At 56.7% G+C, this 25,832-nt stretch carries 13 protein-coding genes; 8 read left to right on the top strand and 5 right to left on the bottom strand.

The features are described 5' to 3' along the window. Window positions 1–139 precede the first annotated feature (139 nt). Both BGRAMDRAFT_RS07985 and BGRAMDRAFT_RS07990 read left to right on the top strand, forming a co-directional pair. A complete protein-coding gene (locus tag BGRAMDRAFT_RS07985) occupies window positions 140–1,894 on the top strand; it encodes a methyl-accepting chemotaxis protein (protein WP_006048197.1) in 1,755 nt (584 codons plus the stop codon). Window positions 1,895–2,228: 334 nt separating this feature from the next. Next, window positions 2,229–3,023: a restriction endonuclease gene (locus BGRAMDRAFT_RS07990; protein ID WP_006048198.1), complete on the top strand. Its 795-nt coding sequence runs from the start codon at window positions 2,229–2,231 to the stop codon at window positions 3,021–3,023. Between the two features lie 67 nt (window positions 3,024–3,090). On the opposite strand, the gene istB is transcribed toward BGRAMDRAFT_RS07990, so the two are convergent. The 4 genes from istB to BGRAMDRAFT_RS08010 all read right to left on the bottom strand — a co-directional run bounded on the left by istB (window position 3,091) and on the right by BGRAMDRAFT_RS08010 (window position 9,807). Then, window positions 3,091–3,867: an IS21-like element helper ATPase IstB gene (istB, locus tag BGRAMDRAFT_RS07995; protein ID WP_006046815.1), complete on the bottom strand. Its 777-nt coding sequence runs from the start codon at window positions 3,865–3,867 to the stop codon at window positions 3,091–3,093. Continuing rightward, window positions 3,857–5,383, bottom strand: a complete 1,527-nt coding sequence (gene istA, locus BGRAMDRAFT_RS08000; protein ID WP_044020281.1) for an IS21 family transposase — start codon at window positions 5,381–5,383, stop codon at window positions 3,857–3,859. Before istA ends, istB begins: the two co-directional genes overlap by 11 nt. A gap of 103 nt (window positions 5,384–5,486) precedes the next feature. Beyond that, the gene (locus BGRAMDRAFT_RS08005) at window positions 5,487–8,912 is read right to left on the bottom strand and encodes a hypothetical protein (RefSeq protein ID WP_175130940.1); all 3,426 of its coding nucleotides are present in this window, start codon (window positions 8,910–8,912) and stop codon (window positions 5,487–5,489) included. A gap of 355 nt (window positions 8,913–9,267) precedes the next feature. Beyond that, window positions 9,268–9,807, bottom strand: coding sequence for a hypothetical protein (locus BGRAMDRAFT_RS08010; protein WP_006048200.1), 540 nt, complete (start codon window positions 9,805–9,807; stop codon window positions 9,268–9,270). A 1,266-nt stretch (window positions 9,808–11,073) separates the two neighbouring features. Between BGRAMDRAFT_RS08010 and BGRAMDRAFT_RS08015 the strand changes: the two genes are divergently transcribed. From BGRAMDRAFT_RS08015 to BGRAMDRAFT_RS08040, 6 genes are all read left to right on the top strand, one after another. Further along, complete coding sequence (locus tag BGRAMDRAFT_RS08015; protein ID WP_006048202.1) at window positions 11,074–13,767, top strand: Mu transposase C-terminal domain-containing protein; 2,694 nt, start codon at window positions 11,074–11,076, stop codon at window positions 13,765–13,767. Further along, window positions 13,767–14,906: a TniB family NTP-binding protein gene (locus BGRAMDRAFT_RS08020; RefSeq protein WP_006048203.1), complete on the top strand. Its 1,140-nt coding sequence runs from the start codon at window positions 13,767–13,769 to the stop codon at window positions 14,904–14,906. The genes BGRAMDRAFT_RS08015 and BGRAMDRAFT_RS08020 overlap by 1 nt, the downstream gene beginning before the upstream one ends. Then, entirely contained in the window at window positions 14,903–16,282 is a 1,380-nt protein-coding gene (locus BGRAMDRAFT_RS08025; protein WP_006048204.1) for a TniQ family protein, read from the top strand. Before BGRAMDRAFT_RS08020 ends, BGRAMDRAFT_RS08025 begins: the two co-directional genes overlap by 4 nt. Before the next feature lie 743 nt (window positions 16,283–17,025). Further along, window positions 17,026–22,413: an ATP-binding protein gene (locus tag BGRAMDRAFT_RS08030; protein ID WP_006048205.1), complete on the top strand. Its 5,388-nt coding sequence runs from the start codon at window positions 17,026–17,028 to the stop codon at window positions 22,411–22,413. A gap of 23 nt (window positions 22,414–22,436) precedes the next feature. Beyond that, on the top strand, window positions 22,437–23,264 hold the full coding sequence (locus BGRAMDRAFT_RS08035; protein WP_006048206.1) for a hypothetical protein: 828 nt from the start codon (window positions 22,437–22,439) through the stop codon (window positions 23,262–23,264). A 47-nt stretch (window positions 23,265–23,311) separates the two neighbouring features. Beyond that, window positions 23,312–24,397, top strand: coding sequence for a hypothetical protein (locus BGRAMDRAFT_RS08040; RefSeq protein WP_232292236.1), 1,086 nt, complete (start codon window positions 23,312–23,314; stop codon window positions 24,395–24,397). Window positions 24,398–24,700: 303 nt separating this feature from the next. On the opposite strand, the gene BGRAMDRAFT_RS08045 is transcribed toward BGRAMDRAFT_RS08040, so the two are convergent. Then, window positions 24,701–25,702 (bottom strand): WYL domain-containing protein, encoded by a 1,002-nt coding sequence (locus BGRAMDRAFT_RS08045; RefSeq protein ID WP_083803804.1) that lies wholly within the window; start codon window positions 25,700–25,702, stop codon window positions 24,701–24,703. Window positions 25,703–25,832: the final 130 nt, after the last annotated feature.

Below are 25,832 nucleotides of genomic sequence, written 5' to 3' on the forward strand. Positions count from 1 at the left end.
GATGCCGCTTTTGTGCTCGCACGAAGCGGCAACACCGCGCGAGGTCGTCGACTGTCCGGCGGCCGCATAGACGCTCCCATTCCCGGACCTGAGAGTCCATTACGAAGCGCTCGTTTCGTCCCTGGAGAAATACAGATACATGGCCGCTCTGAACCAGTTCACCATTAAAGCGAAGCTGATAGCCGGCTTCGGCATGCTGTCCCTGATCGTCGTCGCGGTCGCGGGACTTTCGCTCAAGTCGCTCGCCGATTCCACCGATGGCTTTTCCAGTTTCGTGCGCGGCATCAACGCGCGCGCCGACATGGCGGTTCAGGTGCGAACCGCGGTTGATCGCCGCGCGATCGCGGCGCGCAATCTCGTGCTCGTCGTCAAGCCCGAGGATCTCGAGATCGAAAAAGCGCAGGTCACGCGTGCGCACGAAGACGTGGCGGCGAATCTCAAGAAGCTGAACGAGATGGTCAGGGACGCCGGCGCCGACGACAAGGCGCGCAGCCTCGTGGCCGAAATCAATCGCGTGGAGACCGCGTATGGCCCGGTCGCGACCGACATTGTCGGCCTCGCGCTCGCCAACAAGCGCGACGAGGCGATTGTCAAAATGGACGATCAGTGCCGGCCGCTCCTCGCGGCGCTGATTCGCGCGACCGACGCGTATGCCGGGCACGCGCATGCGCGGCAGGAGACGATGATCGCGGACTACGCGGCGCATTACCAGAACCAGCGCAATCTGCTGATCGCCATTTCGCTGCTCGCGGTTGCGCTTGCAGTCGGCGCGTGTGTCGCGATCACGCGTGCCGTGAGCGGGCCGTTGGGCGTTGCCATCGACGTCGCGCGGACCGTGTCGCAAGGCGATTTGCGCACGCGCATTCGCGTCGACGGCAAGGATGAGACCAGCAAACTTCTCGGCGCGCTGCGCGAGATGAACGAGCGTCTGACGACGGTCGTCGGACGCGTGCGCGACGCCAGCACGAGCATCGCGGGCGCGGCTCGCGAGATCGCGGCGGGCAACATGGATCTGAGCCAGCGTACGGAACAGCAGGCGGCGTCGTTGCAGGAGACGGCGTCGAGCATGGAGCAGCTCACGTCGACGGTGAAGCAGAACGCCGATAACGCGCAGCAAGGCAGCACGCTCGCCGCGAATGCTTCGTCTGTCGCCCGGAAAGGCAGCGCCGTGGTCGGCCAGGTGGTGAGCACGATGCAGGACATCAGCGATAGCTCGACGAAGATTGCCGACATCACGGGCATCATCGAAGGGATCGCGTTTCAGACCAACATTCTTGCGCTGAACGCAGCCGTGGAAGCGGCACGCGCGGGCGAACAGGGACGCGGGTTCGCGGTGGTCGCAAGCGAGGTGCGGAGTCTTGCGCAGCGCTCGTCGAGCGCGGCGAAGGAGATCAAGGATCTGATCGCCGATTCGGTGGGAAGGATTCGCGACGGCTCGTCGCTTGCCGGCGAAGCGGGCAAGACGATGACCGAAGTCACGCATGCCGTGGCGCGCGTGACGGACATCATGTCGGAGATTGCGGCGGCCTCGAGCGAACAGAGCCGCGGCATCGAGCAGATTAACCTCGCGATCACGCAGATGGACAACGTCACGCAGCAAAACGCGGCGCTGGTGGAACAGGCGGCGGCGGCTTCGCGGTCGATGGAGGAACAGGGGGAGCGGTTGAGTGAGACTGTGGGGTTTTTTCGGGTGGGGGTGGGTGTTGACCTCTTGCTGAGGGAAGACGCGGGGGCTGGGGTGGCTGGGGTGGGTAAGCTAGCCAATGTTGCTCACGTCAAGCCGGTGAGTGCGGTCCGCGTTGGGGCGAAGGCTGAACCGGTGCGTGTGCCGGCGAAGGAGTTGGCGTCGCCGGTTGCTACCGTCGGTGGCGATGACGGGTGGGATAAGTTTTGAGTGGATGCTTCGGTGGATGGGTTGCGAGGGCGGGTGAAGAAAAACCCCCGGCAGTTTGAGGCTGCCGGGGTTTGTGCGGCGGTGAGACATCAAGCAATTTCTTCCAATCAGTTGGAACCTTCTCTTTGCACCTCAACTACGGGCAGCTTGAACCTCGCAAAGCTGCGACCAACGGCACTCGGCACGGACCGTCACCATGGCAAAGTGTCAATGAGGCGTCCCTGACAGGAGCGGACGTTCGGTGGGGAAGTCACCGGTCGAGGTAAGCGGTATGATCTTCCGGAGCACCGCAAAGAGCCAGCATCGGCACCGTTCTACTAATTGACTAGCGATAATGGCCATTCCTGATTTTCAGACATTGATGCTTCCCGTCCTACGTTCGTCCGAAATGGGCGAGGTGAAAATTTCTGATGTCGTCCAGTTGTTGGCGGGCAAATTCCAACTGACAGAGGACGAGCGCTCAGAACTACTGCCATCCGGAAAGCAGACGACCTTCGCTAACCGTGTGCATTGGGCCAAGAGCTATTTGGGCAAAGCGGGCCTGGTTGAGTTGACCAGGCGCGCCCACTTCCAGATAAGCGATCGGGGACGTGATGTATTGGCCAATCCGCCGGGAAAAATCGACATTCGCTTTCTGGAACAATTCCCAGAGTTCATACTGTTCCGGGACGCCAGCAATGGTAGCGACAACGCCGGAAAAAACTCGCCGGCGGTGGAAGCTGTCCAGGCGAGCGGCATGACGCCGGACGAAATCATCCGAAAAGCTCACGGTGAGTTGGACGACGAACTCAGTCTTGATCTGCTCGCCCGTGTCATTGCGGCGCCGCCGGAGTTTTTCGAGCGTCTCGTAGTCCAATTGCTGCTGGCCATGGGTTATGGGGGGTCCACAAGTGACGCCGGCCGTGCGTTAGGCAAGAGCGGCGACGGCGGGATTGACGGCGTTATCGATCAAGACGCCTTGGGCTTGGACCGCATTTACGTACAGGCCAAGCGCTATTCCGACGGCAATAACGTCAGCTCGGGTGCGATCCGGGATTTCTTTGGATCACTGGATCGTTTCAAGGCGGCAAAGGGACTTTTTGTTACCACTTCGGCGTTTTCGGCTTCTGCCAGAGAGACGGCCTGTTGATTTGCACTGAATCCTGACCCACGATTTGCATTGAATTCTGACCCACCCGTTGGACCAGCTTTGCGGGTTATTCGGTGGGTATCTGGGTCTTCTTTCTCTCCTTTTTGGGCTGTGTCGTGCTGTTTCTGAAACGATAGCTATCGTTGCCTGTTTCTACAATGTGGCAGTGGTGCGTAAGCCGGTCGAGCAGCGCGGTCGTCATCTTGGCATCGCCAAACACACTGGCCCACTCGGCGAAGCTCAGATTGGTGGTGATGATGATGCTGGTTCGTTCGTAGAGCTTGCTAAGCAGGTGGAACAGCAACGCACCGCCGGTCTGGCTGAAGGGCAGATAGCCGAGCTCGTCCAGCACCACAAGATCGGCATACATAAGTCGTGTGGCGAGCTGTCCGGGCTTGCCCACGAGCTTCTCCTGTTCGAGTGCGTTGACCAGCTCGATGGTGGAGAAGAAGCGCACCCGGCGGCGATGATGTTCGAGAGCCTGCACACCGATCGCGGTTGCCAGATGCGTCTTTCCCGTACCGGGTCCGCCCACCAGGACGATGTTGTGCGCCGAGTCGATAAACTCGCACTCGTACAACTGCCGCACCAGCGCCTCGTTGGCATCGCTGCAGCTGAAGTCGAAGCCGCCGATATCGCGATACGCCGGGAAGCGCGCCACCTTCATCTGGTAAGCGAGTGAGCGCACTTCCCGTTCTGCAATTTCTGCCTTGAGCAATCCGGCAAGCACCAGTGAAGCCGCCTTGTAGGCCGGCGAGTCCTGAGCGGCGAGCTCGCCCAGTGCCTGAGCCATACCGTGCAGCTTGAGTGACTTGAGCATCTGCATCATCACGTCAGGCTGCATGATTGTCCTCGCGGTCTCTTAGCCGATCATACCGGCCGACATTGGCCTGCGGCTCGACGGTCAGCGTGAACGCCTGTGGCGTCTGCAGCGGTGGCACAGGCGGGCTGTCAAGCAGGCGGCTCAGGATGTTCAGCACCGTCGGCTTGTTCGGCGCGCCAGCCTCGAATGCCAGCTCGACGGCAGCGAGCACCATCTGTTCGTCGTGCAGCAGCACGAGCGCCAGAATCTCGACCATCTCCCGGTCGCCCCCCGGGCGCTTGAGCAGCACGCCCTGCAGCTTGCGGAAGCCAGCTGGAAACTCGGTGAAGGGTGCACCGTTGCGAAGCGCTCCCGGTTTGCGCTGCAGGACTGCCAGGTAGTGACGCCAGTCGTAGATGGTCTCGCCGTGGTTGTGGCTGCGGTTGATACGCCGTTCGTGCTCGGCGATCACCTGACCTCCGGCGACGAAGACAAGCTTTGCGGCATACACGCGCAGGCTGATGGGCCGGTTGGCAAACGACGCCGGTACGCTATAGCGGTTGCGCTCGAAGTTCACCAGGCAGGTGGGCGAAACGCGCTTGGTATGTTCGACGAAACCATCGAATGGCTGGCCCACCGGCATCAGGTGTGGACGCTCGGCCGCCCACGCATCCCAAATGGTCGTGTCGTGCTCCGGGTGCCGCGTCTGTTGCCACAGCAGCACGCACTGGTCGGCCAGCCAGTCGTTAAGCGCGGCGAGCGAGCCGAACGCCGGCGCTTTCTGCCAAAGCCGGTGACGGCTGTCCTGGACGTTCTTCTCTATCTGCCCCTTCTCCCAGCCCGAGGCGACATTGCAGAACTCGGCGTCAAACAGGTAGTGACTAACCATCGCGCTGAAGCGCGCGTTGACCTCGCGCACCTTGCCGGGTCGCACTCTGTCAACGGCGGTCTTCATGTTGTCATAGATGCCGCGGCGTGGAATGCCGCCCCAGGCGACGAACGCGTGATAGTGCGCGTCGAACAGCATCTCGTGAGTCTGAAGCAGGTAGGCGCGCAGGAAGAAGGCGCGGCTATGGCTGAGCTTGAGCTGTGCGACCTGCAGCTTGGTGCGCTCGCCATTGATAACGGCCCAGTCCTCGCTCCAGTCAAACTGGAACGCTTCGCCAGCGGCAAACCGCAGCGGCACGAACGTTCCCCGTCCCGTTGTCTTTGCCTGCTCGTGCTGCTCCTGCCGCCAGCGCCGAGCGAACGCCGCCACCCGGTCGTAAGAGCCGGTGAAGCCGAGCGCGCACAGATCTGCGTGGATCTGCTTCAGGGTTCTTCGCTGCTTGCGGGGCCGGTTCGCTTCGGTCTTCAGCCAGCTCGAGAGCTTCGCAGCGAACCCGTCGAGCTTGCTGGGACTGTGTCGTTCCGGATAGGCGGGCAGGACCGTACCGGCCCGAATGTAACGCCGGACCGTGTTTCTCGACACGCCCAGTCGTTTGGCAATCTCGCGCAACGAGACATGATCGCGAAAGTGCCAGCGTCGGATGATGCTCAATATAGCCACGTCGATCACTCCGTTCCCCTGCCCGTTCCCGAGCAGGTCAGTGTTCTACGTGGGTCAATATTCGATGCAAATTACTGCGTAGGGTGGGTCAGGATTCAGTGCAAATCAACACTCAGTTACTTTCGGCGAGGAGTGCGCGTGCCACGTTTGTCGCATCGTCCGTCATCGGCGTGGGAGATTCGCACGCTGGCACCCATAACACGTGGAGAGTGTGGACGGGAGCACGGCCGTGCTCGTAGCCGTAAAAAAGTTCTCCTGATCTCAGATTCACGGCATATGGCGGCATGCTCGCTTTCGACTCGGGGTGGAAAGACTCGGAATAACGGGTATGGACACCGACGTAGCAAGCCTCGATGCCCGCGACTATGTCGTTGCGGTTCGAGAGCAGGTGCTGGTCAGTGTTGTCGGGCACGGCAAACGCGGCCAGATTGTTGTCCTCAGCGATTTGTTTGCCCACCGACAGAAACGCGCTCACGATCGACTCAGCATCGTGCCCATTGTCTGCATCTGCAACCGTATTGATGGCGCGCATGACGAGCGTGGGCGTCTTTGCATCGATCGCCGCGATATATTCGAAGTACAGTATTGCCATTGCGACAAGCCGCCGCCCGGGCTCGTCAAAGACAAGCAAATGAGCCTGGCGAGGTTCGCGCCACATGCGCTCATTGTCTGCCGAGCAAATCTTTGTGGCAGCCTTCGCGAAGTAGGCTGCTCCATGCTTCGAGACGATAGCGCGGTATTCGCGCGCCCCGGCTCCTGATGCTGCACCCGTGAATGCGTCGAGTTGCTGATGAATCCAGCGACCGTACACTTGCCGTACACGTCTGGCAGTTTGTGTGAGTGCCTCGTTCACGCGTTCCACCAGCTCCGGTGCCTCTACCGGCGTGCCGACAAGACGCCGGATGAGCGCGTCGGTAGTAACCTCATCAAGCTTTGCAGCAAGTGTTGTCGCGGCTTGTGGCAGGAGGTCACCTAACTCGACCTCGAAGAAGTCCTTGATGCGATTAGCTGCCAGTTGATGCCGCGCTGGCTCGTGCGTCTCGAGGCCCAACATTTCCACCTCGTTCTCGAGCGCGTCACTTATTGTTTCGGGTAGTGCGCCAAGCAGCACCCCCAGATGGCGGTGTAGAGTTTGCGGACTCACCGAGCGTTCGCCCTCGCGCATCTGCTTCGGTGAAAGGCGCTCCCATGCGCTACCGGCATCAACGCCGATTACTTCGCGAAAACGCCGTCCGTAGCCGAATGCCTCAAGCAATGCGTCAATCCCCCTACGATCGATTTGGCCCGTCATCTCGATGCGGCGGTGCTCGAAGCACATGGTGTAAGGCCCCAACGCCATTCCCGCAAGATGCTGCTGAAGGCCCGCGACGCCGGCCCAGCAAGCATCGCTCCCACTAAGGTCGATGCCGTAGACGGCTGAGATCGCGTCGGCCTGTAACCCAGTGAGTTCCGCCGCGACCGGCCCACGCCCCTTGAGCAGAGCCTCAACCTCGTCGTTAAACGCCGCGAGTTCCCGTCCATAAGTGGGAGCATCTTGCCAGGCGGCACGAATTAGGCCGCTGGCCAGAAGACCGCCGGTGGCTTGGAGTTGGTGTTGTAGCTGCGGCAGCGCCCGCCGGGAAAGGTTGGCCTCAGTTTCGCGCGCCCGTGACCAGTAGGCCCCCATTTCTGTCTCTTCATTGCCCGCACGGGGGCGGCCGATAATCGCCTCGCGCTCGCGCCAAAGCGCGCTCCAGAATGCACTCATGTTCCGATTCACATGACCGAAATCCCCACGGGCGTCAGCGTCGTCGAGCAATACCTGAAACACAGGGTTGCCTTCATAGTCATCCACCTGTTCGACTCCAACCGCCGTGCGTCGCCAAGTGCGGAGTGCCTCGATCGTCCTAAGTCCGCGATCGTCAATTACCCAGGCAAGCACAGCCTTAGCTACGCGCGCGAACGGTCGAATCCCCTGAAACGCCGCGCGATCTGTTATTTCCATCGCTTTCACAAGGAGCTCGAGCGAGTCGAGATGTTTTTCGCCGACATCCGCCACCCATGCCGCAGCGTCATGTGGATCGTTCGAAATGTCGCGTAGCCCTCGATATAGAGCCAAAAGGCGAGAAACATTCGACGTCTTGACCCACGACTGGTAGATATTCTGAAAGGCCAAGACACCCTCGGCCGTACCAAAGCCGTGTCGCGCGAGAACATCGAGAAATTGCTCGAGCTCGTCCTCCGACCGGTGCGATGTGTAGCTGCGGCATTCGGCCAGTTGTTTGATGCTCAGTGTGTGCGGTTGCGCTAACAGCAGCGCAATAACGCGAGTTGGCTCCTTGCGACGATCGCAAACCATGAGCAAAAAGGTCTGCACGTGCGCGAGCTCATCAAGTGTGGCACCGCGGACCTGAAGGGCACGGATAGCGTCTGTGTCCGGCAAGGTATCAGCTTCCAGCAGCCGATCAAAAAGGGCTATACGATGTATGTCGCCCGCGCCCACAACGTCAACGACGAAGTCCCAGTTGCGCGCCGCTCGTGCACGCCATAGCGTTTGTCCGAGAGCCTCGAAGATCTGCGCAACATCGTCGTAGCCGCGGGTGGCAAGCACCTCAAGAGATCGGTTCAGGTCCTCTGGCGCGCATCGGTGCCAGAACTCGATCAGCTTGACCGTCCTCTCGCGAGGCACGCCCAGCGCCAACAGGCGCGCAATCGAACGTCGCGCCTGTGCATCCACCGCAGGAGTCGTCGAAGAGTCGCGCCGTTCATGACGCCACGGACTAAACCACGCAACTTCCTCCGCTGTGCGGATCACTCGGAGTTCAGCGAAGACGGCAAGCTTCTCGGCCGAGAAACCATGCCATGCATCCCAGAATTCCTTTAGGGCTTCCGCCGTGTCAAGGCCCAGCAACCTTGCATTGCGCACCGTCCGAAGATCCAAATGTGCGACGGCGCTGAGCGCTTTTTCAGAACGTGGCGATGTGAAGTGACGCAGGAGATAATCCAGCCCAGGTTGAAGGCTAGGTCGGTTGACCATCATGGTCCGCGCGTAGTTTCTGAATACCAATTGGCGGCCTTCCAGTGTGCCGATCACACGCAAGCCAGTTGCAACATGGCGCCACCATACGAGCGGCATGAACATGCCAAGGATGCCGAGAAATATCTTCGTCGCACGCGTGAACTGAAGCGAAACGTTTGCCGACAGGCGCAGCGCACGCCTTGCGTAAACGCACTCAGGCACCGTCTCATCAGTCTCTCGGACGGCGCGGATCTCAAGTACTGCAAGTGCCTCAATGCGCAACGCCCTGATTACGTGCCGGCCGTAGGCAAGTCCTTTTTTCGGCAGCAGCCGGCGAGTCCAAGGATCAGCGACTGCCGACGCCTCGGCCCACGCCTCTTCTATCCTACGCTGAACTGCGTCGCGAGCGATGAGTCGCGCACGAAACGCTTGATACTCTGACAGTGACTGGGAGGGAGGATCATCGGTCAATGCGTCTTTGATACGGGCCACAGCACTTCCGAACATTGGCAAAACCTCATAGTGAAACTTGCTCAGCATATTGGAGACGCGCCAGAGTAACGAAAGACATTATCTATGCCTCGCCTTTTGTTTGGTTACATGGTGAGCGAGGCATGTTTGAATGCTATTTTTCTAAACCAAACACCTCACCAATCCGGCATGACTTGTTCGTTAGAGACGATGCCCATCTATTAACCCGGACGGGCGGTACATATCCGCTACCCGATGGATTGTTTGAGTAGTCACCTAAGCCGTGCGTCCTAGCATCTCAAAAAATCAGCTTTTCTCATGTACCACCGTCTCTTCTAAACCCATTTTCCAGCTTACGGCACATCTAACGAGCGGTTCGACAGCCTAGGCTGTCGGAGGACCGGGGCTCGTCGGGTTAGAAGCATTACTTCGCCGTATCTGCGGGAGTCGCGACCGATGCTGGAAAATCCTGCATCGGCACGAGGCCACTGTCGTCCGAACAATTGAGCACATTCTTGTCCAAGTACCTGCCGATACTCCACCCGTACATCGTGATACCGGCAAACACGCCGACGCCAAATGCCGTGCCAGTGCGAGCGCCATTCCAACCCACAAACCACGTCAAGACTCCGAACACCACCAAATAGACAAATCCGATAGCCATGAGAACTTGCATCAAGCGATCAACGCAGTTCTTCGTCGGCTCGAAGAACCTACGCCCATCCCGAAATCTCAACCATACAAACCTAACCACACTCCTTCCGCCCATTCCATAAGCGGCAAGAAAGAAACCTGCGTTGAATCGGTAGATGAAGGACCCCGGTGCGAGAAATTTCGCAAATGATCCACCACTCTGGTCGATGATTCCGGCCAAGCCAAAAAGCAGGACACAGACAATCAATGAGGCGGGGTACCCACCTTGCATATCGATGGCGTCGACCGCCTTGATGATCCACCTGCGCACAAAGCGTCTCCCATACTGAAAGTCATTCTTACGGCCGCTTTCGTATGATCTTTAGGGCATGGTGCTAAGCGAGTGGTTCTACCAAAACCTAGCAGGCCGTAACGCGCACCGGCGCTGCCATTGTGACGATTGCGCGGAAGCCGGCCATGAAATCCGCTCAAATCTGTGCTGCCCACGGCGCGGCACTCTCACTACCCTGCCGGGTGTCGGCGCCTTTAGGTACTCGAGTAACGCATTGGTCAACGTGTCGTCGTCATTAGGCGGCATTAGCCGCGACGCGCACACGGTATCGGAACAACTCGCCCACGCAAATGCAATCTCAGTATCAGAGCAAATTCGCCACTTCGGCTCAGGCACACCCGTCATCCAAGCAATCTGCCCTGCCTACTCCGTGATAGCCCGAACCTACTCACGAGCATCCAGCCATCTCGCCTTCTCGCAAATCCGACTGCTCCCGGGAACTCCCGCAAACACGGTATCGGCCATACCGGCTACCGCTCACTGGTCCGGAGCCGCGCGTCGGGTGCGGTTCCTGACATCAACGCGCGTATCCGCTGCCTCCTCGCCCCCTCGACAGACAGCGATCCATATTCCATACGGCCTTCATCCAAGAAAACAAACAATTTAAATCAGCTTGAACACTGATTTAAATTATCCACAGAATTTTGCTCACGCCACTAAATGATTTTAATTCACGACATAACCAGCCCCGCCAAACCTAATGTGGCAAAGGGATACAGAAAACACTCTCAGAAAAGAGCAGATATTTCACAAGTATTGAAAAAGCAGATAAATTAGATGCCTTAATATCAAGGCATCATGCCGTTCGCGCTAACTTCTTTCTATCAGGAGGTATAGGACCAGCAGCCGAAAAATCAGACCCCATTTTGAGACGCAGCCTTCGACGTACGACGGTCGAGGGTGCGGAAATGCAAACGGCCCACGCTCCTGGCAGAGCGTGGGCCGTTTGGGAAATGCGTTGTCCTAGGGTGGGACAACTCATTTATCCCGCGTTTTTTCCTGTCTGTCAACAGGAATCTCTTCGTTCGTCCGTTTCCTGCCGGATTTCGCTCCGGCAGCGGACTCTCTTTACCTTGTCGTCTCCGATGGCGCCCTAAATAGGCACCAAGGCGACGGCTACGCCGGAGAAACGCAAATGAGCTGGCTCATTCAATCCCACCGCGCCGAGGCAACTGGTATCTGCCAGACCCGCCTCATGCCCTGCAATCGCCATTCTGCCTCAGTCATCACTGTCGGGAGGCCCGCATGCTGACCGATACCGAACTTCACAAGTTGTTCGAACAACTCGGCACACCGGAAGCCCATCGCCAGAAAATCCAGTGGATCCGAACGAACGCGCCTGTCCGCGCCGTTGACGGCGGCCGCCGAAGCCACCGTGTCCGCTATGCCAGTCACAAGATGGGGTTCGTGATCGAATGCGAAGCGAAAATCACGGAGTACTCTGCAGCGGTCACGTGGGATTTCGACGACGAAACGCTAGAGTTCTATGGCCAGCCAGCGTTCCTCCAACTGACGGCTCAATTGCCAAACGGCCGCCGGTCCAGTTGGACCTACACGCCCGATTTTTTCCGGATCACCCGGAGCGGTTTTGAGTTTATCGAATGCAAGACCGAGAAGGACCTGTCGGGGTCGGTCCAAAAGCGCCCTCACGCCTACTCGGTCGACGAAAGCGGTAACTGGCATTATCCGCCGGCTGAGGAGCATGTCACCAGCGAGTACGGCGCATCTTTCCGGATTCGCCCCGCGAGTGAAAACAATCCGGTCCTGATCGAGAACCTGGAGTACCTGCGCGACTACATCATCAAGCCTGCCCAAGGTGACCCTGTAAAACAGGCGAGGCTGCGTGACTACCTCGTCGCACAGCGATGGGCAACCGTATCCGACATCCTGAACGACAACCCAGACATCGCAGATACCCTCAACGCCGATGTTGTCGAAGGCCGGATCTACTTCGACCTCACGGCCCAACGCATCACCGATCGCGAACATGCACTGGTATTTCGCGATGCGTCGTGCGCTTCGGCTTACAGTGTGTTCGCCGCATCGAAGACGAACGCCCCGCGTGAGAACGTCATTCTGTCACTACTGCCGGGAACTTGCTTCGGCTGGGACGGCAAACATTGGGAAGTCATCAATCGTGGCGACACGGAGATTGCCTGTCGTTGCCTCGATCCTGATGTCGTGAGTGACAACAGCGTCATCGTCCTGCGGCACGGCGTATTTGACGCGCTCGCAAGGAAAGGCCAGATCGTTCCGATTGAACCAGCAGAAGATGACGCTGCTCAAAAAAAAGCACTAAATATGCTGCAGCAGGCAAGTGATGCTCAGCTCAAGGTCGCGGACGCGCGTTACAGCGCCTTGTTCTCACCGAGCATCAGTGTATCTGCCCGCCAATATTCACGACGAGCACGCCAATATTGGCTTGCAAGCTATCGCCATGCCGAACGTACGACAGGATTCGGATTTCTCGGTCTGGTTCCAAACTGGCAGAACACACAGGGAAACCACGAGAGAAAGATTCACCCTGATGTTCTCGGCATCATCGCGAACGTCTTCCAGACTGACTGGGTCGACCCCAGACAAAAAACCAATTCCGCATTGTTCGGCAAGGTGATCGTCCAGTGCGAGGAGAAAGGCTTGCGGGCGCCCAGCCGCAACACCTTCGTGCGCGAGATTCGAAGACTGACAACCCGATCCTCGGTGATGAAGCGGTTCGGTGCGCGGGTAGCGTACGAGATGGAGCCGATCCCGACTATTCCCGACGGATATCTAACTTATACAACGCCAAGACACGGCACACACCCCTTCCACATCGGCCACATCGACCACACGCCCCTTCCAATGCGGCTCAGGTCGAATGACGGAAAGACAATCCGCCAGAGCGCATGGCTAACACTCCTTCTCGACGCGTATACCCGTAAGGTGCTCGCGTTCTATGTGACGTTCGACTCACCCTCTTACCGATCGAACATGATGTTGATTCGTGACTGCGTAAAGCGGCACGGCCGTGTTCCCCAGTTCATCATTGTCGATAAGGGCAAAGATCTCGGGTCAAGGTACTTCGATCAGCTTCTTTCGGCTCTCGAGCGCCACAAGCTTGATCGCCGTACGTCTCAGCCGCGTGATGGCAGCGTCATCGAAGTGTTTTTCAACACCAGTCAAAGCGATTTCATCAATAACCTTCGCGGCAACACGCAGGCCGATCGCGAGTACCGAAAGAAGACGAAGTCTGTCGACCCAATTGCACTTTCGGTCTGGACGCTACATGAGCTGATTGACCGCCTTGGTCAATATTTCGAGCAGGTCTACCACCGGAACCATCACTCGACCATCGGTTGCAGTCCAGATGAAATGTACGCACAGGGTCTCGCGCTATCTGGCACACGCTCCCACGCGAGGATTCCATACTCGAAAGCGTTCATTTTGCTGAGCCTGCCATCGACCACCAAGGGAACGTCAAAGGTGACTACACGGGGAGTCAAGATCAACTACCTGTATTACTCATGTGTTGCCCTACGCCTCCATGTAGCCCTTGGACAGGTCGTCCCGGTCCGGTACGACCCGTACAACATGGGGATAGCATACGCATACATCAACCATCGATGGCACGAATGCCGATCGGAATGTTATCCAGTATTCAAAGACCTCTCCGAGAAAGAAATGCAGATTGCGTCCGAGTATCTGCGGACGAAACACCGTATGGCCGGGCACCACTATCCACTCAACGCGAAACGACTCGCGAACTTCCTCGTCACGACCGAAGCCGACGAAGTGCTCGGACTGCAGCGCCTACGCCAGCGCGAACTGGCTGACAACCTTGCGGAGCGAAACGAGGTCATTGAACCCGCGTGCACTAGTACTTCCGCATGGGACGAAAGTCAGGACGCCACCGACGCCGAATTCGATGCGTACGTGCCTCAACTTCTGGGAGACCTGTGATGAAGGTTTTCTCTCACAACACCCCCGAATTCCGCATGATTGACGAGTTCAACCGTAAGCGGGTTCTCCATCTTAGGGTTGAGGAAATGTTCGGCGCTCTGAACAAAATCTGCACGGCAGGCAGCAACGAGTCAGTGATCGCCGTTATTGGCCCCACCGGAGTGGGCAAATCTGCACTCCTGCGTCAGTTCGTTTCCGGCATCAACGTGGCGTTTGAGGCTGCGATGGAGAAAGATCCTGCCATGCTACCTGCCGTTTATCTCGAACTCCCCACGCCCATCGCCGGGGATGCCAACTGGAAGGATATCTTTATCCGACTACTGAATGCGATGAAGGAGCCGATGGTCGACCGAAAGACTGCTCATGCACTGCATCCCGATAGTAGGCGCAAAGAGATGAACTATTCTCCACGTGGCGTGGCCGAGGAATTGCGTCGTTCGTTGCTCGACTGCGTGCACAACCGGAATACAAAGGTGATCGTCCTGGATGAAGGTCGAAACCTGTTTTATTCCCGGTCAAGCCTGCGCCACTCGTTGCAACTCGACCTCGTGAAATCGCTCTCCAACGACATAAAAATCCCTATCGTCATTGGTTCGTCATATGACCTTCTAAATACCGAAAATTTCCACGGACAGCTTGCGCGGCGCACGCGAATCCTGCACTTCGAGCGATATTCCGAAGCCGATTTGGTAAAGGGCAATCCATACGGCAATTCGTTCCGCAGCGCTCTCTATTCGTTACTTCACGCTTTGCCTGTGCAGTGGGATCGGGATTTTCTGAAGCACAGCGACTACTTCCTGATGTACTCCGTTGGCTGTATCGGCATACTCAAGAACTGGCTCGAACGTTCCCTCGTCGACGCAGTGGATCTGAACAAGCCCGTCGACGCGGCTCTAATCGAGAAAAACAGGTTCAAACAGAAGGATCTTCGACTAATTCTCGATGAAGCGAAGAGCGGCGAAGAACAGCTAGCTGACATTTCCGACGACGAGTTCGCGCGAAATTTCTCGTTCGCTCAGCGTCCCTCACTTGCGCTTCCAACAGACCAGCCATCTCCATCACAGAGCAAGCCAGCTCGCTCTCGTCAAAAGCCTGGAGTACGGGGTCCCAGCAGGGATAAAGTGGGGGCTGACCTATGAAAAATACTCTTTTGTCGCTATGGAACGAGAATGAATGGGTTCCCCCCAGGCGAAGCCGTTTGTACTCGATCTCGCCTCAGGCGCAAGGCACTCCGATGGTCGAGGCACTCCATAGCCTTGTCATCCGCCTTGCCCGGGCGCATAACGTCAAGCCGCATGTACTCGTCAAGGAGGAAGTCCTGCGCGATTGCGAAATCAATTACACAAAGCACAGCGCAAAATTCGTCACGACCTATCTGAGCACGATGAACGGGCTGGGGAAATACGCACGCGAGATTAAGGACAGTCTGGAGTCGCTCACCATGCAGTCAGGTCTCGACGAATGTACCTTTCTGAGGTGGGACGATCTTTTCCAGTATAGGTCGAGGCGCATGCTGCATTCGCACCCTCACTGGTGTCCGGTCTGTTTTGCGGAATGGCGGAAGACGGATGTCGAACCGTATTACCCGCTCATCTGGCAGTCCACCATCGTGCAATTTTGTCCGGTGCATCACGTTCCGCTTGAACAGAAGTGCCCCGCCTGCCAGAAGACTCAGCCCTTCATACCGCGCCACTATTTTCTCGACCATTGCTCATATTGCCACGGGTCGCTCGCACAACCCGACAGTCAGCCAACTGAACCCGTAGGGCAGCGCATGTCAAACGATGCGCAACATGCGATCGACACAATCACCGAGATGATCATGCTCGATCAGTCGGCGCAGCATCTGCTGAACGCCGAACATTTCTGGGAAAGGCTGGAAGAGACCGCCGACAGATTTTGCAGCGGGCAAATCAAGCCATTCGAAAAAATCCTTGGCTTTTCTGAAGGCACGTTCAGTAACTGGAAGCTGGGACGACACAAGCCGTCATTCCCAGCGTTCTACAGGCTTACGCGCAGTCTCGGCACCACACCTGTGGCATTTCTCACGAACGGTGCGATCGAAACCTTCAGTCCGCACGGCATTGCGTCAAAGCCCAGAAAGACACGGCGGGCGCATCTGAAACACCCGGAAAAAGATCACATCAGCAAGGCACTGCATGCGATCATTGATCAGGGGTACTCCGAGCTGCCAATGCGGGAGGTGGCCGCTCGCATCGGCTATGCCCATCGCTATCTGATCTACTGGTTCCCGGAGTCGTGTCGACAGATATCGCAGTTGCACAAAAAATGGGTGAGTGAGCAGGTTGAACAGCGGGCCGGCGAGCGTGGAGCTCTGACTGTGGCTACAGTCCGAGCGCTGTACGCAGGCCATCTGGGTGTCACGCGCGGGCTTGTCCATACCGAACTGCAGAAACTGGGACTCTCGCTGAAGGATCCGGTTGTTCGAGATGCCTTCTATGATGTCCGAGCTGAGCAAATGGCGCTGAGGAGGGAGGGTACCAAGGCGGAATGACAAACTCTGGCCGCCGCTGCGTAATGCTACTCGGCGTAGCGGCGGGCATGGTACGCGTCGAGCCCTCGGTCGTTGCAGTTCTTCGACACTGTGCTGCAGTATCGCCGCCAAACGGCCGCTTTCAGAAGATGATCGCGATTCGCAGCACCGAGACCCGGCGATGCAGAGTTCGTAGTTGCGTCTTGCGTGCGTATGTACCTTGCAGTAGTGGTCGACGCTCTGGTTTATGAATGCGGTGTCGCTACCATGCGCAAGACCTGTGAGCGAGCGCGGGTCCACGGCTCGACAGGAGCAGATGTCGAAGTCCTCGATGGCGGCCAGCGGATACTTGAGGCGCGCCTCCTTGACCAGTCAATCCAGCGCCCATCATCACACAAGATGGCTTCCTGGTTGAACAGAGGCGGCCGTCGCTCCTCGAAGCTCAGGCTGGCCGCGCCGCGTCAATTGTTCTTCCTTCCATCAGCGTAGCCGCCCAGCTTCAAGGCGCACAGCTTTGGCAGGGTTTGGTTGCATGATCATGACCGATTCTGTTCATTGGAAGCAGCTGGGATCGCGTACATACGCGAGGTTTTGGCTAATCCAGTTGACATGCATTCCCACTTGCACGCAGCGCCGACTGAGGTCTCAATCCACGGCTGAACAATTCAATTTCAGCCGCAACTACGCGCATGTTGTCGTCTGGCTTGGCTCAACGCCCCACGGCTGGGAAATCGAGATTCGACGACGAACCGATATGATTTTGCATGCAAACGATGGTTTACATCGTGCTACAGTTAGCAAAAAAGGCTTCGCCAATAAACCATAAGACAGCGTTAAAATCACACAGAGAGATTATTCGGGGAAAAGACTTGCAAAGCGAACCGCCTTCAACGAATGGTCTGGCAGACGGACTGCCCAAATCGCTCCTTGTGCCGGAAGGTCACACCGTTGCCGTAATAGCTCTTATGCAACGTGCTGCGGGGTTAAGCCGAGATCTTCGCCGCAGCATTGATTTAGATGCCCCCCTAAAGGGAGACTGGCGTGCTCATGTGGTGACTCGTATCCCTCGCTCTGACCAGCGAGTTATCACTCACTATCTCAGTGCGATTGCTCGTTGCTCCGTTTTCTGGTGGTGTGTCAAACGTAGGAGCGAATATGAAAAGTGGCAAGGCAGCAGGTCCTATGCGCTGGCGCTTGACATCCAACTGTTATCAGCTTATGAGCCACATTGGATAGATCTCGTTTATGACGAAGCTGCAATGTCAGCTGCCTGCCCTGAGTGGATCCAGATACTAGATCAACTGAAGGCATCGGGTGCACGAGTAAGTCTGCATGCCCTTGGAGTTTTTATGCTTTGGCCCCGCGTCTTAGATGATCTTACTCGGTGGCGAACGATGGAAAATCGACAGCGGAATAACTTGGCTCACGCTGTATTTTCCTTGTCCTCGATCGGTTACACAGACTGGTTCATGCGAGAAGCATCGAAACAGCAAACCGAATTGGAAGACGAATTTAGTGGCCTGCTGAAAAAGTCTGATATAGGAGCGGAAGTGCCCGAAGAACCTGCGTATTCACCGGCCAATGCAAGCCCGGATATTCCCAAGGTGGCCGAGCATGATTGGCACCGCATGTGGGACCAACTACTTGGTCGATTGGCAATTGTATTTGATGTACTTAAGCAACACCCAAACGTAGAGGCGGTGAAGGACCTCGAATTTCTGTGTACCGAATTGCGTTTCGCAGTCGATAGCATCCCTCTCAACGATACTGTATTAAATGCAAGATTCGACGTTGCCATCAACACATTGTTTTCTACCTGTACGCAGCTGCAGGCGGAACCATCGCTTCAATGGCTCGTGGACGAACTCATTCAACAGATTTTGGCGCGCTGGCATTCTGCGAAAATAGTCTCTGCCGATAGCACCACCCTGGCCGCATTGACGGAGGACGCGGAGAAGGTGTGCGATCGAGTCAAAGCAAGCGCGGAACGTTTCAAGGAGGCGTGGCTTGCTCGTGAGAGCCTGCAAGCCTCCGTGAACGCCACCTCTGCTCAGTTACGCGGAATCAGAGTTCCAGTCGAGAGGCGCACCCTTGAAAAGCAGAAGGCGGATGAGCAGCGCAAACTGCTGGATGCAGAAGACGTGCTTTCTCACCTTGAGGATGAGTTGCTGACATACGCCTCGCCGTTCAAGGTACTGTTCGATCATAGCGTTGATTATCGTAGTGAAGGCGCCAAGCCGATCGGCGATAAATACGACAAGCGTACCGACTCTACGGTATTGATCAAACCGATAGACGATCTTCGACCATCAGACGAGGCAGATACTGACGGAGACCACGCGACAAGTCATGAGCACCATGTCGACTTCAAGAAGCTTAAAGACGAGGCGCCGGTAATTGCGAAGTCGCAGGCGGGAGAAATTCGACGAGTACCTGAGGTCGTACTGCGCGTCGAGGACGATATACAAGATCTGTCATGGGAAGCCGACCGGCTTCCCATGCCGACAAAAACAGCGCAGACGCCAACGCACGATCCGCTTGAGGATCTCTATTCAGTTGAGGCCGGCGAACGTTGCAAACCTATTTGGACGTTGCTTCGCGCGCAACACTTTGGTCTTGCATACCAGTTCACGAACGCACTGTCTTTACAGGACGTGGATTTGAAAGTGCCCCCGCCGGCATTGTTGGCGGCGGTGACTCTTGCCAACAAGCTTGTATTGCCTGATGGGGCGATTAGAGAAGCACTTCCAAATTATCTCAATGAACTCTCCCCGGAGTCATTCATTCAGAACGGCCCGCACGCATGGCATACCGCGCTGAACCTGCTATTGGTGGCCGCAACGTTGCGCCCAATGGTCCTCGTTCCAAGTATGGGTGCGGCAACGGCAGCGGGATATTTGCACCTATCCAACTACCCTGTGCTATACGGTCTCGTCAATGAGATCAGAGATTTGAGCGAGAAGCTCCAAGGATTCAGGATCGAGCTCGCAACACTCAAAGCTGCACGCACCGAGGCCGGCACTCAAATGGAGTTGAAGAGCCTGCAGCAAGGGGCGAGTGAGTGGTTGGAGACCCATGCTCCGGCTATGACAATGAAGTTTGCCGCAGCAACTAGTGTTTGGCGCCATTGGACAAAGCCACAAGGCGTGATTCATCAGCTAGTCTCGCCGGTCGCCACGCACGAGACGGAGAATTTGGCCCAAGTTAAGCAACTGGTTGCAAATCTATCGGACCCTGATGGCTTTCTCCGTTTGGTCCGAGAAACGGACCGCAAAGATCTAGGTCGGAGGAGGGGCGAAGAAATTCATTCTGGTGCGTTGAGCCAGTTGGAGCGCTGCGCCGGTGAAGCGGTCCAGCTGGCTCGCAAGTGGATTGGCTTGGTGGAGTCCGGTGGACAAAACAGTAGCCGACTTCGAGCCTTACTGAGCGAGGTACGCTTGACGCTTGATAAAGCTGCGCCCGAGCTAACCGCTGAGCTGGATAGTGGTGAAGAATGCAAATGGGGGCTTATTACGGCTGCAAAGTCAGTGGTGCGTTCAGAGTTTAGGGCAATGCAGGACTTGTTCGACCCCGCGGCGCAGCTACCATCGGCGGAACCTTCTGCCGCAGAAGCCTTAGCACGAGAAGTTCTGCTGATCCCCGAACTTCATCTGTTTGAGCGCTGGGAGTTGAGAGGAGCACCCGCCGAGGTGCTGTCCGCAATTTCAGCGTGGTCGAGAGCACCCGGGAGTTGGAGCGACGCATACCAAGCTCGCTTGGAGAGTGGCGACCTTTTTGGCGCAGAGCTGATCGTGCAAGATCACCCTGACCCGCTGCTAGCTGAGCGTTGGAGCACCGAGCTTAAGCGAGAGCGTGATTCTTGGCGGCTGGCCTTAGGGCGTGCCATCGACGAAGCTAGGCGTGAAGTCGAAGTTGGCCGAGCATACGGATATTTGAACGACCAAGACCTTGGGCAGTTTGAAACGGAACTCGTGCGATGCCAAACGCAGGCCGAACAAGTTGGCAAGTTTGATTCTGCGCTGGCCGTCGTTAGCTCCGTGCGCAAGGCGTTAGAGGAGAATCGCACTACGCGTACCGACCAAGTGCGGCGGTCGTTTTCAGAAATTCGTCGGAACGAGGTAACGGAGGCCGGCATTGCCGAGGTCGAGACGGTTCTGGCGCTCGGTGACGTGGCAACAGCTAATGAATTGTTGCACCGTTTGCGTGAAGGCAAGCCGGTATGGCCTGAAGGACATGCCTCGGTCGACCTGTTTGCGGATTTCTTCCCTACGGTAGAACGAGCCGTGGACGGTTGGCTGGCGTCGAACCCTGCTCGCGCTATCGTAGAGGGGGCGATGCGAAGCGGTCACAAGATCGGTCCATTGGACTTCCATTGCTTGGGTACCGCTCAGCGGGAGCAGGCAGGTAGATTGTTTGCCTTGTGGTCTGACTTGAAGTCTCGAAAGCGGGCAGAAGCTGCGCAACTCGAAGCGTTTTTTGGTGGTCTCGGATTCTCATTCAAGCGAGTACAGTCGGCCAACGAACGCGTGAACAACTGGGAGGTTTGGAACCTGGACATAACTGCGTTGGAAGACCGCACTGTATGTCCCGTTCCTCACTTCGGGTCCATGGCGAAAGGACGCTACCGCGTCATATGCGCTTGGGACCAACCGGCAGAGGAAGACATTTTGCAGTTCGTGGGTGACTCGACACTGCAGAAAGCAACAATCATTTTGTACCTCGCCCGGATGACAGATCACCGGTGGAAGGAACTGTCACGGCTTGCCAAAAGCATGCGCAGGGCGTTCCTGCTGATCGACGAAGTCATGCTCGTCTATCTAGTGGCGCAGTCCGTCTCAAGGGTATCCGGGTTTTTCCAGCTTTCACTACCATTCGCGTACTCGGCTCCATACGACGCCACAGCAGGACTTGTGCCGCCCGAAATGTTTTACGGGCGAAGCGCTGAACTCGATGCTGTCAAGGGACTTAACGGCAGATGCTTCATCTACGGAGGCCGGCAGTTGGGCAAGACAGCCCTCCTGCGACGGGCTGAACAGTCGTTCCACGCGCCAGAGGCGGGTAGATTCTCGCGCTGGATAGACTTGCGGGCTGAGGGTATTGGGGTGAGTCGCCAAGCAGGAGACCTCTGGGCCTGCTTAACCGAGCATTTAAAAGCTATCAAAGTCCTCGATAGCTCGGTTCCAATTCCAAATCCATCTCGCAAGGGAAGCATCGATACAGTCGTTCAAGAACTAAGAAACTTCCTAGGTCAAGATTCGGACCGCCGAATTTTACTTTTACTTGATGAAGCGGACCGTTTCTTCGAGCAAGACGGGAAGAACGATTTCGCCGAGACACGGCGCTTGAAGCAACTGATGGATGATACCGCCCGGCGCTTCAAGGTGGTCTTTGCCGGTCTACACAACGTGCTTCGGATGACCGAGAGAGCGAATCATCCTCTCGCTCACTTCGGCGAGCCCATCAAGGTGGGCCCGCTCGTTGACGAAGACGAAATCAAGGAAGCTGAGGATCTCGTACGTCGGCCAATGGCGGCCGCCGGTTTCAGATTTGAGTCACGCAGTCTAGTCATTCGGGTTCTCGCGCAGACGAACTATTATCCCAGCCTCATTCAGCTTTATTGCTCACACTTACTACGTCATATGCAGTCCCGGATGACTGTCGCCCAGCGCAATTTGGGACCGCGTTACGTTATCTCGGATAACGATATCGAGAGTGTCTACTCCAGTGGGGCGCTGCGCGATGAAATTCGGTCCAAGTTCCGGCTGACCCTGCAGTTGGATCCTCGTTACGAGGTCGTCGCGTATGCAATCGCTTTGGCCACGCTGCGGGGTACGTTTGAGCACGCTGACGGTCTAGAGTGGAAGAGTATCCGCGAGCGTGGGGCACTCTACTGGTGGCCTGAGGGATTTCAGACACGAGTGAACTCGACTTCCGTGTCCTTCTTGACGAAATGGTCGAGCTCGGCGTGCTCAGCAAGGTTCGTGACGGCTACTACACACTACGGAATCCGAATGTACTCCTCTTGTTGGGTAGTCAGGACGAGATCGAGGCTGTACTCATCAAGGATCGGGAGCCTGCGGCCGAGTTCGAACTCGCGTCATTCCATCCACCACTTAAAGCAGCACCCAATAGTCACCTACGCAATCCGCTAACGTACCAACAACTGAGTGAGCTGATGCGGCGCGAGAACACGGTCACAGCGCTCGCGGGCAACGGTGCCGGAGGCATCACAGGGGTTGTTGAAACGCTACGTGACTACGTGGGCGAGACGGCAGGAGTCGTTGTCCTAGATGATTGCCCGGACACTTCATCGTTTACCAAATCGTTGGATCGGGCATTAAAGGCTCGTGAGACCGAGGGAAACACCGTGATAGTGGTTCCGTCGACAGCGCCTTGGAGTGCGGGATGGATTGACGCCGCTGATCAGAAGCTCAATCTGCTCAGAAGTCCGAGTAAGTTTGTTTCTTTGATCTTCCTCGCGGACCCGCTAACTCTCTGGAGTGCGATGAGCGAAAAAGCGTCGTTCGCCGAAATTCGCGTGCCGTGGATGTCGCTACTGCCTTGGACTGACGAGTTCGTCAAGCATTGGCTCGCCGAGCAACAGCTGCCCTCTGAGAAGGAGACACGCCATCAGATTCGTCAAGTGACGGGCTACTGGCCCGCCGCGCTTCAGGAATTGGTAGGTAACTGTGGTGAGCAGAGTGAGCTGAAACGACGCATCGAGAGGAAAAGTAGTTCTCTTGTTGGGTCACAAGATGCACAGATATGGGCCGAGCGTCTCGGTTTGACAATTCACGATCCGCAGATCGTGCTTCACGCCCTTGCAAGCTGGGGGGAGCCTGCTACCGTAGTTGAGTTGGCAGAGATTGGAGAGATCGCCCTGGATAAAGTGGAGCAAAGTCTCCGTTGGGCTGACCTTCTTGGTTTGGTAGTTCGCGACGGCGGTGACTACTGGAGCCTCGATCCGTTTATCTGCGAATTGCTCAAGAGGTTGCAATACTAATGCGCCTTTGGAGTCTTCCGGGTCCTGGTCACTTTCTTGATCAGGCTATGGCCGCACTGAGAGAGGGCAGCAATGTCGTCATGCCGATGCCTTTGCACGGCATGCCTAGCCTGTCGCGCGCGTTGGAACAGAGGTTGCATGCTGACGGTTGGGATTGCCATCCTGTCTGCGATGACGGTGGTGCTCCCGTAGAACAACTTTTTGCCGCACTCGGACTGGATGACGGAGGATCGGTCCGGCGAACCGTATCGTTGCTACGGCAATGTATGAAACCTGGACAGGTCGTACTGATCCACGGTGTGCGGTCGTCATCGTGGCGCGCTTGGAAGCTATTTCTCAACGAGTATGAGCAGGCCAGTCGGAGCGTAGGGATGATAGAGCGCCCTCTCGTGGCCTTGCTAACCGAAGGGGTCCCGCTGCAGGAGATGCCAGAACGCGGCGCGGCGCTTCGAGTACTCGAGTGCGATAACGTGATCGGCGAGATCGACGTGCTGCTGTTCACCACATCGTTGCTCCGGAATGTAGTTAGAGCCGACTACAAAATGAAGTTGATGGCTCGGGTGATTTGCCGGTTAGCATTGTGGGATCTTGAGATCGCTCGATTCTTGACGGAACAAAAACCTGAAAGTCTGCTGGAACCTCAAAGGATATTGGGTGAAGCCATCCGGGAACTCGGAATGCCGGATAGTCTGACACGAACATGGGAGTCTGGAGGAATACAGCGCTTTGACGACGTAGAATGTGTTCATCCGTTCATCGTCGTCCGAGAAGGCGATGTGCACCAGGAACTGACAATGCGTTTATGGGCAGCGCAGGCAGCGGAGGTGCTCCCAGCTCTAGAGTTGCAGCGTCGAATTCTCGTTCGCCGCATGCGCGGCTTGGTATCTATGCCGATGACGGTTGACGGCACGACGTACGATGATCTTGACGACATGGAGATTGGACCATTGTCCCACGTGGCGAACACTCGTCAGTTAAGCAATGCGATCCGGTTGACAGCGAACAAGCTCAAGCGATTGAGGAATAGCCTCGCGCATCTCGAAGCCCTAGATGCGACAGATGTTTTTGACGAGGACCTTTATCGGCATGGCCCTGTCGACCGTGACCTTGCGGTAGTGACGCCTTCCAAATGAGCAAAGAAGTCGTCTTAAACGAGAAAATGCGCTCTCTTCCACCGCAGCGCCAAGATCGATTTGAAAATCAGACGCGTGTTCTCTTGTCGTTTTTGGTCAGACTGATCACGGATACCGTTCCTTAGCACTCCAATTCGTATGTTTTCCTTCCTTGACCTTATCCGCCCGGCATTGGTAAGGACCACAACTACAGTCTGCGACGTTAAATTTCCCTGGGTTCTTTCATGCGGCCCGAGCGCTCAGTTCAAGCAGCCGAGCGTGCTGCATGCCAGCGAATCTCCGTGTGGTCGGCTGCTCTCATAGTTAGGCCTGCCCCGGGTTGGGTAAAAAAGGCTTGATATCTTTAAGGTTGGCAATAACAAGTTGCCGCTCACCCTTCCGGGGTAAGCCATTTACCTCGAAGTTGAGCGTTCGCAAAGTGTAAAACAGCATCGCCTGGCGACAGTCGATTGTTACTTTGCCGCCGCTCATACCGTAATCGATCTCAACACCTCGGCGTTGTTCGGAGGTAAGCGAGGCATCAGGCGTCAAAACGATTTTGACGTAGGTGCTCCACTCCCGGTCATCAGCCGGGTCGATGATAGTTGCCATCAGCCGTCCCGCCGACAGGATCCGTCCGAAAACAAAATCCCTGAAGCCCTTGCGCAGATGGCAGTAAGCGCGCACGTGCCAACGTACGCCGTCGTATCCAAATGCATGAGGGCTGATGTACCGCGTCGGCTCCTCGTCGCGAGCGATTGACTGGTATCGAATCTCTAGCATGGCTCGCTCTGCAATCGCTCGAAGCATGAGAGCCAGCGTCGTCGATTCGATCGTTCTCGAGGGAATGGGAACAGAAGCCACGGGTGGACGGAATGACAAGAACGTTTGTTCATCAATCAGTATTTTTCGCTCGAGCGCTAGCAACTGTGACAGGTATTGCCTTGGTCCACTGGACTCAAAGAGCGGGGTAAAGCTAGCCGAAGCGACGTACGTCCGCGAACTGGTGTCGTACTGCAAATTGCCAGGTGCAAGCTCGACATAGAGCGCGATGTCAGCCGACGCTTGGGGCACTGAGATCTTAAAGAACTCAGTCACGTCCTTACGGTTGATCCTGCCCTCCCACTGCAGCCGGAAATCGACGAACTGTAGTCGGCGCTCTTGGCTCCACTTGACTTGCCCCAAATCGCTACTCTCGGACCGCTGCTTCTTGCTCGGACGAGAGCCAACTTCCGGGATTGCATCTATTACTCCGTCGCTTCCTTTCGCTTGGCTTGAGAACTTGGCGCTCGGATTAGGGCGGCGGTGCTTGGGTTGATCTGTCATAGTCCGTATAGAAAGTTGACGCGCATAAAAAATATACGTATAGTTACTGTACTGGCAATCGCTACAGGCCGCAAGGTGGCCTTCGCGGGACGATAGACCCGAATTGAGCGCGTGTCAGTCGGCTCCCTTC

Source organism: Paraburkholderia graminis C4D1M, assembly GCF_000172415.1.
In the GTDB taxonomy this organism is placed as follows: Bacteria; Pseudomonadota; Gammaproteobacteria; order Burkholderiales; family Burkholderiaceae; genus Paraburkholderia; species Paraburkholderia graminis.